Raw genomic sequence first — 12,189 nt, 5'->3', positions numbered from 1 at the left:
CGGGCCGCCCCTACAGCCGCGGGTCCACCGGCTCCGACTCCAGCGCGAGGACGGCGAAGACCGCCTCGTGGACGCGCCACAGGGGCTCGCCGTCGGCCAGCCGGTCCAGTGCCTCCAGGCCGAGGGCGTACTCGCGCAGCGCCAGGGAGCGCTTGTGGCCGAGGTGGCGCACGCGCAGGCGGGCGAGGTTCTCCGGGCGAGTTGACAGCAGTTCCTTGGTTGATGGGTCATGCTTGGCCATTTCGGGATGACTTGCCGGGATGGATCAAAGGGTGGTTTCGGCGACGCGCGCGGATTCTGGGTGTGTCGACGCGGATACTGCGCAGGTATACGGCCTCCGGGGTGCTGGCGGACCGTAGGTCGCCGGGAGGGAAACGCATCTTCTCCGTGGTGGAGCCGGAAGGCTCTGCGGGCCGAGGTTGGGCAGCTGCCAGACGCTAAGGGCGTAGTGCTGTGCAGGCGTGTTCCGTCGCAGCGGCAGCGGGCCGAGAGGGATCTTGACCGGCGGATGGCCCGGTTGCGAAAAGCCGCAGCCGATGCCGGTGGTGGGCGAGTTCTTCGATGTCGTCTCCGGGCCGTCGGACCAACGTCGAGGGCTGCGCAGGGCGCCAAAGGCTGGAGGTGTCGGGCTGCCGGTCGGGCATGAGGAGCGCCTTGCCTGGTTCGGAACTGGGGTTATACGGGATGTGATGCTGCCGCCCTTCAGTCCCGGGCTGGAAATCGCCGGTACGGATGAAGTCCTGGACGTTTCACGGGAGTCGGAGCTGACGTGGGACATTCTGGCGGTGGTCACCTCGTTCTCCAGTCTGCTGTACGGCAGCGGCCAGCGAAGCCAAGACGTTGACGAAGGCGGTCAAGTCCACTGTCCGCCACCGCGACTTATGGGGCATGTTTGGCCGCAACTTATGGACTGATCCTGTCGATCGGGGAGGAGGCCACCCAGTGCCCCGGAAGAGGCGAGGTAAGCGACTTCGCATACTGGCTGCCCCTTTCACCGTCGCCGCACCGTCCGGTGCCCGCATACGGGACCGTGTGCACACCACCGCCCAGGACGATCAGGTATTGACGCTGGTCGGCCGACACCTCGGACACCATCAGCGTGCTGACCTGGCCCGGCGCATCGAGATCGGTAAGGTGCGCGTCAAGGACAACCAGCGCACCGAGCGCAAACACAGCCTGACGAAGCAGTCGTCCTCGCGTCTGGCCGGGGCGATGACCAGGGCGAGCGAGGACCAGTACCAACTCTCTCTCCGCTGCCTGTACGACGAGGCATCGTCTCTGCGGCGTGCGATCCGCACGATCACCCAGCGCCTGGCCGCGCCGTGCGGAGGCAAGAAGGGCAAGGCGAGCGGCTACCGGGACCAGGGCGAGCGGTTCGGCAAGCAGCGCCGCTTGCAGGTCCTCACAGCACGCCTCGCCCGCGTTGAGCAGCGGATCGCCTCTGGAAAGCCGAGCATCGCAATCGGCGGACGCCGCTTGGCGAAGGCCCGGCACAACCTGGAGAAGGCCCAGCTCACCGAGGCCCAGTGGCGTGAGCAGTGGGATGCCGCCCGGCTGTTCCTCACCGCTGACGGGGAGTCCGGCGCGCCGTTCGGGAACTACACGATCTGCGTCAACCCGAACGACGGCTCGGTCACCATCGTCCTCCCGGAGCCGCTACGGCATCTGGCGAACGCGCCTCGGGGCCGGTACCAGCTGAGCTGCACCGTGCAGTTCTCCCACCGCCGTGACGAATGGCTCGACCGCGTGACCGTCAACAGAGCGGTCCGGTACGACTTCGTGTACGACCCGGTACGTGGACGCTGGTACCTCGATGCGTCCTGGTGCGCCGACAAGGCCGTGCTGCCCACCCCGGAGGAGATCCGAGACTTCGATGAACGCACCATCGGCATCGACCTCAACGCCGACCACCTTGCCGCTTACGTGCTCGACCCGCACGGCAACCCGATCGGCCAACCGCACACCATCCCGCTCGACCTGATCGGCCCCGCATTGCAGCGCGACGGCCGCCTGCGGGACGCGATCAGCCAACTCATCAAGCTTGCCCGGCAACACGGCTGCGCGGGGATCGTGGTGGAGAACCTCAACTTCGACGACGCCCGCTCGACGGGCCGGGAGCGGATGGGACGCGGCGGCCGGGGAAAGAAGTTCCGGAAAACAGTGGCTGGCATCCCGACCGCACGGTTCCGGGAACGGCTGCGCGGCATGGCGTTCCATGCCGGGCTTGTCGTCATCGCGGTCGATCCGGCGTACACCAGCAACTGGGGCGAGCGGTACTGGAAGACCCCACTCCAGCAGATCAGCAAGAAGACCACCGTCACACGCCACCACTCGGCGGCTGTGGCTATTGGCAGGCGTGGCCTGGGACACGGAATCCGGCGTCGGCCAGGTGTGACCGCCAGCGACCAGAGGATCGCTGCGCGGAGAGCTACCGGCCAGACCGCATTCGTCCCCAGGCCACGCGGGACCGCGAGCCCACCCAGGACAGCGAGCACGCCCGTACGAGGCGGTAAGACCCGACTGGACCAAGGTGACCAGCTCGCGCTGTTCCCCGACCCCCGAAGACCGTTCGCGGGGTCACCGGATCACAAATCCGGTTTGCCGTGATCAGGCCAACGTCGGCCAATTACGATAGGAACGGTGTACTCCGGGCCGTAGATGACGCGCAGGTACTACCCCGCCGCAGCACTTCATGCCCGGCTGAACGAGGCGGCCGTCGCCGACCTTGACGTACGCCTGGAGGGGCTTGACGACTATGCCCTCGCCGTCGGCGGCGGTGAGGTACAGCCACCACTGGACGCCCGCGGCGACCAACGCCTCGTCTCCAGTGTCGACGACCAGTCGGCGGATGGGGGACGAGCAAGCAGTTCATGTACTACAGGAAAAAGCGCGCGGACGCCGTTGTGGTGGCCGCTCGTGAACCCCTCCTCCGCGATCAGCCAGTCGATCAGGGCCAGTTGCCCATCGTGCGGGAGCGCGGCCAGACTTCGGACCTCCACGGCGAGGAGCTGGAACGGCGCCAGGCGGATGCCATCCAGGCCGTCGGTGTCCGTCACGCCGTCCGGGCTCGGCGTGTCGCCCGGCCAGCCCCGCGCAGGGTCGCCGACCGGCCAGCAGAAACGGCGGTACGACTTGGCCAAGGCTTCCGCGTCACCGGCCCGCTCGCGCTGCCTGCCGAGCAGAAGCGCCACGTCCACACCGCGCTCGGCGGCGGCTGCGGGCGAGATAGCGGCTGGTGATCAGCCGCTGCTCGGGGTGGTCCGCCAGCCAGCCGGCACCGGACCGCAGCAGCTTCTCCACCTCGTCGGGCGCCACCCAGTAGTGCTTGGAGTCGTCGAGCACGGGGAGGAGGACGTACAGGTGCCGCAGGGCGTCGGAGAGCGTCTGCTCGCCTTCCAGGACGAGCCGTACGTACCGCGAGTCGCCCCACTCCGGGAACCGCTCGTCCAGCGCCACCGGCTCCGCCGTGACCGTCCAGCCCAGGGGCGCGAAGAGGCGTTCCACCAGGGCCGGACCGCCCCGCGCGGGCAGGGCGGGCACCTCGACGCGCAGGGGCCTCGGCCGTCCGGGCAGTTCGGGGCGGGCCTCGCACCGGCCCTTGAGCGCGGTGGAGAAGACGGCGGCGAGCGCGACGGCCAGCAGTGAGGACGCCGCGTACGGGCGGTCGTTGACGTACTGCGCGAGCGCCGAATCGGGCGCGCCGCCGCGCCCCTTGGCCCGGCGCACCAGCGCCACGGGATCGACCTCGAGCAGCAGCGCGGCCGTGCAGCGCTCGGCGGTCGCCTCGGGGTAGAGGACGTGCGCGACGCCGTGCGAGGTCGAGAACCGCTGTGCCTTGTCGGGGTGCTTGTGGAGCAGGAACCCCAGGTCGGTGGCGGGCTCGTCCGCGGTGCCGGTGGTGCTTATCGTCAGGAACACGCGGTCGAGTATCGTCCCATTCGTACGGTGTCCCCTAATTGTTTTCCCCACCGGTATCCGCTTCCCCACCGGGCGGGTCAGACGGTGGCGTCGCCCAACAGCCCCCGCAGCCGCGCGCGGGTCAGTGCCGCGATCGTGAACGCGCACGTGATGGCCCCGTCGGCGATCATCTGCGCCACCTCCGGCCACGGCAGCGTGACCGTCCGCCGGATGCCCTCGGCGGCATCGAGCGCCCCGATCCGCTCGATGCGGGCCGCGTACAACTCGACGTGATCACCGAGGAGTCCGCTGTCCGGATGCACCCGCCCCAGCGGGATCAGCTCCGTGGGCCGCGTGCCGAGCTCCTCGGCGAGCTCGCGCGCGGCGGTCTGCGCGCCACTGGCCCCGGCCAGGCCCATGCCGCGCGGCACCTCCCAGTGCCAGGCGCGGGTGGCGTGCCGGTAGTGCTCCACGAGGACGACGCCGTCGGCGCCCACCAGGGGGAGGATCACGGCCCCGGGCCCGGTCGCGGTGGCCAGCATCCGTACATACAGCCCCAGCGCGCCGCCGGGGAAGCGGACCGCGTCGCGCACGAGGGTGACGAACCGGTCGGCGTAGACGACGCCGACCCGCTCGTCCTCGCCGCAGCCGGTGCTGCGCCGCGCCTCCTCGACGGCGTCCGGGTCGAGGAGGATGTCGATCCCGCCCGGGTCGTTGCCGAACAGCTCGGGGCGGGCGGCGCGCAGACGGTCGTACGCGGACGCGGCTTCTTCTCGCACTGCGATCAGTACTCCGGGATGTCGTCCTGGACGGTGGCGGAGCTGGTGGCCGCACGGGAACCGCTCTGCTCCCGGTATCCGGGCAGCCGACGCACCATGCTGTGGAACTGTTCCCACTCCCGCGCGCTGTCGAACCGGACCGCCGCGATCTCCCGGGCGAACTTCTGCTCGCGCCGCCCCTCCCGCCTGTTGCGCAGCACCAGTTGCACGGAGCCGCCCGCCTTGGCCGACACCGCCCCGACGTCCCCGACGACACCCCAGGTGTCGTCCCCGGTGATCGCGCTGAACACGGCGCCGCCGACGATGACGACCACTTCGATGACGGGGGCCCACTTGCCGGCCTTCGCCCGGCTCGCGCGGCGGCCCGCGGCGACGCGGACGATCTCGGAGTTGAGGCGGACGTACCGTTCGAAGACGCGCCCCACCCGGTCGTGGAAGGCGGCCGGGTCGGCGGTCAGCGCGTCGAACGCCCGCATGTACTCGTGCCAGGGCTCGCTCTGGCGCAGGGTCCAGATGTCCTCCAGGGTCAGGGCGTCGACCGCGGACGGCGTCAGCCGGTCCTGGACGGTGGAGAACGCCTGCCGGCGCAGGAACAGCAGCAGTTGTTCGGGGTCGGTGACCACGCCGCTGGGGGCCGTCCGTACATCCCGCCACTCCTGGAGCGCGACTCTCCGGAGGCCGCCGGACGGTGTCAGCGGGTACATGCCGAGCGCGTCGGCGAGGTTGACGTTGTAGATGAGGTCGAGCAGCTGCTTGACCTCCCCGGCGAACGGCTTGTTCCTGTCGTAGCGCACGTCGGAGACGGGCAGACCGGGCACGGACACGAACTCGTCGTAGAGCACCCTGCGGGAGACGAGCTCGCCGCGGGTGCGCCGGTCGCTGCTGAACCCGACGAGCTCGTGGAGCCGCGCGCCGAACTGCGCGGTCCGCTCCGGCGGGACGCCGACCTGGGCGGCGAGCAGGGGGATGTCCGTCGCGGTCAGTCGCTGCACCTGGCCGGCGAAGGGATTGAAGAGTCCGTTCCTGGTGGCGTCGCGGTTCTCCTGGTCCTCCCAGGACATCCGGACGCAGGTGATGCGCGAGCTCGCCGGCATCCCCTCCACGGTCTCCTGCCAGGCAGTGAACGCCCGCTCGTCGACGGTCAAGTTCGCCGGGCGCTCGGCCGGTTCGTGCTCATTGACGAGATACGGCACCAGCGAGCCGTCCGCCAGCAGCTTCTGGTGGGCGCGCCGGGCGGTGCCACCCTCCACGAGGTCGCAGCTCACGGCCCGGTTGTTGTAGAAGAACACCCGGTTGATCACCACCTGCCGGGTGTTGAGGAGACTGCGGAAGTATTCGGCGCGCGCCTCCTTGCTCCGGATCTCCTCGACGTCCCGGAGCGACGTTCCCTTCTCGATCATTTCCTTGGTCAATTGCGCATTGACCCACTCGTTGTCCAAGGACTGCGCGACCACCGCCCCCGGTGACAGCTCCGTCGGACGCTTCCTGGCTATCGCGTCCTCGGTGTCCTGAGTAGTCATGTTCACCACCCGATCGTCCGGACTCCTGGGTCGAAGGGGACCCAGACCCCCCGTTCCGCACACGGTTTCCCGCGCCTTCCACGCTATCGGTGAACCCGTGGCCCCGGGCTGTGGTTGACGTAACCCGTAGACGCATGAGGCGAGTTACGAGGTGCGATCCGGCGGGGCCGGTTCCGTCGGTGACGGCTCCAGGACGCGGGCCAGCCTCGCGATGTCCGCGGGGCCCACGCGGCAACAGCCGCCGATGAGGCGGGCGCCCGCCGCCCGCCATGCCGCGACCCGGCCGGGGTCGAAGGTGGGGCGGCCCCGCCAGGCCCGCGCCTGCGCATCCCACAGCTCACCGCTGTTCGGATAGACCACGACAGGCTTTCGAGTGACCTCCGCGGCGAGCCGGACGGCCGGGTAGGCGTCATCGGGCTCACAGCAGTTGACGCCGACCGCGATGACCTGGTCGTTGCCGTCGGCCAGCGCGAACGCTTCGCGCAGGGGCTGCCCCGCCCGCGTACGCTCTCCGGCCACGCTGTACGAGAGCCACACGGGCACCCCGCACCCCTCGGCCGCCCGCAGCAGCGCTTCGGCCTCGTCCACGTCCGGCACGGTCTCCAGGGCGAGGACATCCGGCCCGGCCCCGGCCAACACCTCGATACGCGGCCGGTGGAAACGCTCCAACTGCGCCACGCTCAGCCCGTACCGGCCGCGGTACTCGCTGCCGTCGGCGAGCATCGCGCCATAGGGCCCGACGGAGGCGGCGACCCATGGGGGCCCTCCCCCCTCCCCTCCCTCCCCCTCCCCCTCCCCCGCCCTTCTCGCCAGTGCCACGCTGCCGCGCAGCAGTTCCGCCGCCTTCGCCCGGCCGATGCCACGGGCGGCGAATCCCTCGAACGTCGCTTGATAGCTGGCCGTGATGAGCACCCGCGCGCCTGCCCGCACATAGGCCACGTGTGCCCGCTCGATCTGTTCCGGCCCGTCGGCGAGCAGCCGGGCCGACCACAGGGCGTCGGACAGGTCGCAGCCCTGCGCCGCCAGTTGGTTGGACAGGCCTCCGTCCAGGACGAGCGTTCCACTCGCGAGGGCGTCGGCGAGCGGGACAGCGGGGGCAGGCGTCACGGGTCCTCCTCCGTCTCCGGTGACGTGTCGGGGCGTCAGCTCAGCTGGGACTGGACCTGTGAGGAGATCAGTTCCAGGTGGTCGAGGTCGTCGAGGTCCAGGATCTGGAAGTAGATCCGGGACGAGCCGATCGCCGCATACCGGCCGATCTTGTCGACGACCTCGGCGGGCGAACCCGCCAGCCCGTTGGCCTTCAGCTCGGCCACGTCACGGCCGATGACCGCCGCCCGTCGCGCCACCTCGGCGTCGTCCTTGCCCACACAGGCGACCAGGGCGTTGGAGTACACCAGGTCGCCGCCCTTGCGGCCGGCCTCATCGGCGGCCGCGCGGACCCGGCCGAACTGCCGCTCGCTGTCCTCGATGGAGGCGAAGGGGATGTTGAACTCGTCCGCGAACTTCGCGGCGAGCCTGGGGGTCCGCTTGGCACCGTGGCCGCCGATGAGCACCGGCAGCTTGTCCTGGGCGGGCTTGGGCAGGGCCGGGGAGTCGGTGAGCTGATAGTGCGTGCCGTGGAAGCTGAAGGTCTTGCCGACCTCGGTCCCCCACAGTCCCGTGACGATCTCCAGCTGTTCTTCCAGGCGTCCGAATTTCTCCTTGGGGAAGGGGATGCCGTAGGCCCGGTGCTCCTCCTCGAACCAGCCCGCCCCCAGCCCCAGCTCGATCCGCCCACCCGACATCTGGTCGACCTGCGCCACCTGGATGGCGAGGACGCCGGGCAGCCGGAACGTGCCGGCGGTCATCAGGGTGCCGAGGCGGATGCGGCGGGTCTCCCGGGCGAGCCCGGCCAGGGTGATCCAGGCGTCGGTCGGGCCCGGCAGACCGTCGGCGGAGCCCATGGCCAGATAGTGGTCGGACCGGAAGAAGGCGTCGAAGCCGAGGTCCTCGGTGGCCTTGGCGACGGTGAGCAAGGTGTCATAGCCCGCCCCTTGCTGGGGCTCGGTGAAGATACGCAGATCCATGCCCCCATCCTGCACTGCCGCACGTGCGTCAACCGTCCGTACCCTCCTTCGCACCACCCACCCCGGTCGGGTGAAATTCGGTCGTCGGCGCCGGGTGGGAAGTGTCCGCCGGGCCCGGTGGTCGTTGGCTCGGGCGGAGCCGGACCGCCCGGCCCGCGCACCGGTGTCCGCTGCCGGAGGCGACGACCGCAACGCCGCCCGCCCGCACCGGGAGGGCCAGGGCCGAGGAGGCCGCGATGACCCAGGAAGCCGTGCCCGACGGATCGGTGCCCGCACAGTCCGCTCCCCCGCAGCAGGGCGCGCCCAAGGGGCTGCTTCAGCAGATGGAGGAGCTGATGGCCGCGCTGAACGCCGATCTGTCGCAGCTCGACGCCGATTTGCAGTCGCCCGCGCAGTCGCCCGGCGAGCGGCCCTCGTCCGGCGGAGGCGGTACCGGCTGATCGTCGGCGCTTCACGCGGCGCCTCCTTCACGCTCGCGGAGCGCGAGCCGTCTTTGTAACCAGCGCACCCGGTCGCTCGTCTCGTCGGCGGCGTCGATCGCTTCGATGCACTGCCAGTAGAGGGCGTCCTCGTCGGAGGAGCAGGCGACGCCCACCAGGGCTATGCCAACCTCTCCGAGGAGGACGCAGAGCCCGGTCAATGTGCTCCAGTGGTCGCGCACTTCGGTCAGCTGCGCGGCCCTGGTCGGGCCGGTGCGCAGGGTCTGCCGCAGCGCGCCGGAGGCGCGGGCGCCCGCTTCGCTGAGGCCGTCCGCCGCGGCCCGGGCCTCGAAGGGCCCGTGGACGGCGAGGTGGCTGCCGATCGCGCCCGCCAGCGCCTGGCTCTGCCAGGCCTCGGTGACGATGTCCTGAACGGCCCTGGCCTGCGCCAGGGCCGTTCGCGTGGCCCCGATGAGCCGCATTGCGTCCATGTCCGGTCCCCCACTTTTCCGACTGCTGCTTTGCCGTCTGTGCGTCCGCCACTTCGTCACTACCCAGAGTGATGACTAACCGCCGGAAAAGCCAGGGGAATTCAGAAATCTGTGGATACCAGATGCGGTGTGGATAACTCAATCACTCCGGAGAGTGACGGACGGGCGAATCCGGAGTGGATTCTTCCGGTACCGGGAAGCGGTGTTCGTTGCGGTCGATCTTCGCCGCGAGCGCCGCGGCGGCGTCGATCCCCAGGACCTGGCAGAACTGGAGCAGGTACGCCAGGACGTCCGCGACCTCGTCCTCCACCCGCCCCGCCGTGCCGGGGCTGTCCATCACCCGCGCCGACTCCTCCGGCGTCAGCCACTGGAAGATCTCCACCAGTTCGGACGCCTCGACGCTCAGGGCCACGGCGAGGTTCTTGGGCGTGTGGAAGGGCTGCCACCGGCGGGCGGCGGCGAAGTCCGCCAGCCGCCGCTGGAGCGCGTCGAGCTCGCCGCCCGGCCGCGCCGCGCGCGGGGACTCCTCGCGTCGCTCTCGCAGCGGCTCGTCGGTCCGTCCTGGTTCCTGATGATGTTCTCCGGTCACGCGCCCAGGTCTACCATCGACGCCGCCACCGTCTCCTCTTCCGCCCCCTGCGGCTCTTGACCCACGTCGCCCCGCACGGTGCCCACCAGGCGGACGTGCCCGCGCTCGCACATCCTCGCCGCCAGGGCCAGCAGGGCGCGGGCCTGCCGTGGGTCCAGGCAGCGGTCGAAGCCGTCGGCCAGCACGGTGAGGGCCTGCCGGGCGGGCAGCACCTCGGCGACCGGGTCCATGTCCAGCACCCCGGGGCCGGTCAGCAGCACCAGGCTCAGGGCCAGATAGCGCAGTTCGCCGTCGCCCAGCCGCTCCAGCGGCGTGGCCGCGCCCGTGTCCCGGGCCAGCACGCCCCGTACGAAGCCACCGGTCAGACCCTCGACGGACAGGCCCTCCACCGGGCCCCGGCAGCCCGCGCCCGCGGCGGCGACCAGGGCCGCGTGGCGGGTGACGCATTCGTTGCGGGTGCGGCCGAGCACGGCGGCCACGTTGTCGCAGGCGCCCCGCAGGAGGCCGTCGCGCGCGGCCACCGGGGTGCGCATCAGCTCGGGCCGGGGGTCGCAGGCGAAGACGGAGCGCAGGGCGACCACGACCTGTTCCGCGGCGTCGAGGACCAGGCGCTGGCCCGCGGTCTTGCCCGCGACGCGGAGCGGCAGCAGGGCGGTGCCCAGTCTGTCGTCCGGCAGGGGTGCCCGGGTGACCGGCACGGTGCCGGCGGTGTGCCAGGCGGCCTCGACCGTGCGGAGCCCGGGGTCGCGCAGGGCGGTGGACAGCAGGGTCCGGCCGGAGCCGGTCAGCCGTTCGCCGACGACGCGGAGTTCGGGCTCGGCCTGCACGGCCACGTCGAGCCGGACGGTGCCCGCGGGCCCGTCGACGGTGCAGCCGATCCGGAATCCGCGCCGCCCTTGGGCGTCGGGTCTCGCCCGGTGGGGTACGCAGGCGGGGGCGCCGCCGGCGACGGGGGTCAGGGCCTCGTCGAGGCTGTCGCCGCCCGCGAGCCGGGCCAGCGCCTCGTACGCCTGGAGGGCGCTGGACTTGCCGCTGCCGCTCGCGCCGCGGAAGAGGGTCAGCGGGCCGAGGGGGAAGACGGCGTTGCGGTGGGACTTGAAGGCGGAGAGCCGGAGTTCGGTCACCGCGGGGCGCTGGGAGTGGGGGGCGGCGGCCGGTCGGGCACGGTGTGTGTCCATGCCCGGACCGTATGCGGCGGCCGCTCAGCCAAACCGTTTCAGCTGATCACTCTTCCTACGATCGGGGTACCCCGAGGCCACCTCGGTGCCTTCGGGTGCGAGGAGGAAGACATTGGTGTCGACCCGGTGCATGCCGCTGCCCAGGCCGAAGACGACGCCGCTGGAGAAGTCGAGGATCCGCTTCGCGACGTCGGTGTCGGCGCTGGTGAGGTCGAGCAGCACCGGGATGCGGGCCATCAGGTGCTCCGCGACCTCGCGGGCGTCCGCGAAGATCTGGACGCGCAGGACGACGAGCTGACGACGGTTCGGCTCCGGCTCCTCCTCGGGCAGCGCCCGGTGGTTGGGCCAGGACGGCCAGGAATGGTGACCGCGCAAGGGGACGACCTCCGCAAGGCCCTCCCATTGCTCGTCGGTGGCCTCGGACCTGTTCACCGGATCACCCCTCCGGGGAACGTGCTGGCTATGTACATCCCGCAATCCTAGGGACAAGGACTCGGCGTTACTCCGAATGACACGCGTGGGGGCCTCGGTCATGCCGGCACGGGCCCGTGGGTCGCCGCGCCTGCGCGCGTTGCGCAGCCGGGAAGGGGTCGGATGTACATCCCTTCAGAATACCAGCAGGTCAGATGCGGTGACGGTGGATTCGCAACAGTCGCCGCCCGGCCGGGCGCCCCCGACGGCCGGTCAGGCGGCGCGCTGGTGCCAGGCGTCCTGGAAGTTCCGCCGGGCACGGTGCAGCCGCGACCGTACGGTGCCGACCGGCAGGGAGAGGGTCGCCGCCATCTCCTGCTCGTTCATGCCGTAGACGGCGCGGAGGGTGAGGATCTGGCGGTGCTGGTCGGGCAGCCGGTCCATGACGTCGGAGATGTGGACGGTGTCCAGCGGGTCGGCGTCCTGGGCGAGGTCGGGCAGGCCGTCGGCCGAGCCCTGGCTGAGCCGCTTGGAGGTGCGTATCGCCTCCCGCACGGTCACGGCCCGGACCCAGCCGTAGAAGGCCGCGGGTTCGCGCAGGCCCCGGATGCCGCGGTAGATCGCGAGCATCGCCTCCTGCGCGGCGTCGGAGCTGTGCCCCTGGGCGATCGGCAGGCAGAGCCGCCCCACATAGGGGGCGATGTGCAGGAGGAGGTCGTTCATGGCCTGGCGGTCACCGGCCTGCGCGCGGCGCAGCAGGGGTGTGACGGGATGGGCACACGGGTCGTTCAGTGTTCTCACTTCAGGCGCGCTCCTGGACTCAGCCTGATGATGGGGGT

General features: G+C 71.0%; 12 protein-coding genes and 3 pseudogenes. 3 read left to right on the top strand and 12 right to left on the bottom strand.

Annotated features, from left to right (window positions below; translation table 11 throughout):
* Positions 1-10: 10 nt before the first annotated feature.
* A pseudogene (locus tag DXZ73_RS31635) lies at positions 11-202 on the bottom strand (hypothetical protein); the annotation flags it as partial.
* Positions 203-461: 259 nt separating this feature from the next.
* On the opposite strand from DXZ73_RS31635, the gene DXZ73_RS38465 reads away from it, so the two are divergent.
* Positions 462-914 carry a hypothetical protein gene (locus tag DXZ73_RS38465; protein WP_162890395.1) on the top strand — a complete coding sequence of 151 codons (453 nt, stop codon included), beginning with the start codon at positions 462-464 and terminating at the stop codon, positions 912-914.
* Positions 915-1,032: 118 nt separating this feature from the next.
* A complete protein-coding gene (locus DXZ73_RS31630; protein ID WP_240351579.1) occupies positions 1,033-2,607 on the top strand; it encodes a hypothetical protein in 1,575 nt (524 codons plus the stop codon).
* Positions 2,608-2,618: 11 nt separating this feature from the next.
* On the opposite strand, the pseudogene DXZ73_RS31625 reads toward DXZ73_RS31630, so the two are convergent.
* From DXZ73_RS31625 to DXZ73_RS31600, 6 genes and pseudogenes are all read right to left on the bottom strand, one after another.
* Positions 2,619-3,212, bottom strand: a pseudogene (locus tag DXZ73_RS31625) (polynucleotide kinase-phosphatase); the annotation flags it as partial.
* A 4-nt stretch (positions 3,213-3,216) separates the two neighbouring features.
* A pseudogene (locus DXZ73_RS31620) lies at positions 3,217-3,918 on the bottom strand (3' terminal RNA ribose 2'-O-methyltransferase Hen1); the annotation flags it as partial.
* A gap of 77 nt (positions 3,919-3,995) precedes the next feature.
* A complete protein-coding gene (locus DXZ73_RS31615; RefSeq protein ID WP_116214393.1) occupies positions 3,996-4,676 on the bottom strand; it encodes an NUDIX hydrolase in 681 nt (226 codons plus the stop codon).
* Between the two features lie 5 nt (positions 4,677-4,681).
* On the bottom strand, positions 4,682-6,196 hold the full coding sequence (locus tag DXZ73_RS31610) for a hypothetical protein (protein WP_116215993.1): 1,515 nt from the start codon (positions 6,194-6,196) through the stop codon (positions 4,682-4,684).
* A gap of 144 nt (positions 6,197-6,340) precedes the next feature.
* A complete protein-coding gene (mmuM, locus tag DXZ73_RS31605) occupies positions 6,341-7,303 on the bottom strand; it encodes a homocysteine S-methyltransferase (protein WP_116214392.1) in 963 nt (320 codons plus the stop codon).
* A 35-nt stretch (positions 7,304-7,338) separates the two neighbouring features.
* Positions 7,339-8,262, bottom strand: coding sequence for an LLM class F420-dependent oxidoreductase (locus DXZ73_RS31600; protein WP_116214391.1), 924 nt, complete (start codon positions 8,260-8,262; stop codon positions 7,339-7,341).
* Between the two features lie 236 nt (positions 8,263-8,498).
* On the opposite strand from DXZ73_RS31600, the gene DXZ73_RS31595 reads away from it, so the two are divergent.
* A complete protein-coding gene (locus DXZ73_RS31595; protein ID WP_116214390.1) occupies positions 8,499-8,702 on the top strand; it encodes a hypothetical protein in 204 nt (67 codons plus the stop codon).
* A gap of 11 nt (positions 8,703-8,713) precedes the next feature.
* On the opposite strand, the gene DXZ73_RS38460 is transcribed toward DXZ73_RS31595, so the two are convergent.
* The 5 genes from DXZ73_RS38460 to DXZ73_RS31565 form a co-directional block, all read right to left on the bottom strand.
* Positions 8,714-9,172, bottom strand: a complete 459-nt coding sequence (locus DXZ73_RS38460) for a DUF6099 family protein (RefSeq protein WP_162890394.1) — start codon at positions 9,170-9,172, stop codon at positions 8,714-8,716.
* Between the two features lie 142 nt (positions 9,173-9,314).
* Positions 9,315-9,716 (bottom strand): nucleotide pyrophosphohydrolase, encoded by a 402-nt coding sequence (locus DXZ73_RS31580; RefSeq protein ID WP_116215992.1) that lies wholly within the window; start codon positions 9,714-9,716, stop codon positions 9,315-9,317.
* Between the two features lie 41 nt (positions 9,717-9,757).
* Positions 9,758-10,939: an AAA family ATPase gene (locus DXZ73_RS31575; RefSeq protein ID WP_116214387.1), complete on the bottom strand. Its 1,182-nt coding sequence runs from the start codon at positions 10,937-10,939 to the stop codon at positions 9,758-9,760.
* Positions 10,940-10,963: 24 nt separating this feature from the next.
* On the bottom strand, positions 10,964-11,371 hold the full coding sequence (locus tag DXZ73_RS31570; RefSeq protein WP_116214386.1) for a cell division protein SepF: 408 nt from the start codon (positions 11,369-11,371) through the stop codon (positions 10,964-10,966).
* A gap of 252 nt (positions 11,372-11,623) precedes the next feature.
* Positions 11,624-12,151, bottom strand: a complete 528-nt coding sequence (locus DXZ73_RS31565; RefSeq protein ID WP_116214385.1) for an RNA polymerase sigma factor — start codon at positions 12,149-12,151, stop codon at positions 11,624-11,626.
* Positions 12,152-12,189 lie beyond the last annotated feature (38 nt).

Source organism: Streptoverticillium olivoreticuli subsp. olivoreticuli, assembly GCF_003391135.1.
Lineage (GTDB): Bacteria > Actinomycetota > Actinomycetes > Streptomycetales > Streptomycetaceae > Streptomyces > Streptomyces blastmyceticus.
This window is presented reverse-complemented; position numbering and strand designations above follow the sequence as displayed.

Excerpts from the sequence above, each read along its gene's own strand:
- DXZ73_RS31610 (WP_116215993.1), bottom strand. The coding sequence starts at position 6,196 with ATGACTACTCAGGACACCGAGGACGCGATAGCCAGGAAGCGTCCGACG.
- DXZ73_RS31600 (WP_116214391.1), bottom strand. The coding sequence starts at position 8,262 with ATGGATCTGCGTATCTTCACCGAGCCCCAGCAAGGGGCGGGCTATGAC.
- DXZ73_RS31595 (WP_116214390.1), top strand. The coding sequence starts at position 8,499 with ATGACCCAGGAAGCCGTGCCCGACGGATCGGTGCCCGCACAGTCCGCT.
- DXZ73_RS38460 (WP_162890394.1), bottom strand. The coding sequence starts at position 9,172 with ATGGACGCAATGCGGCTCATCGGGGCCACGCGAACGGCCCTGGCGCAG.
- DXZ73_RS31575 (WP_116214387.1), bottom strand. The coding sequence starts at position 10,939 with ATGGACACACACCGTGCCCGACCGGCCGCCGCCCCCCACTCCCAGCGC.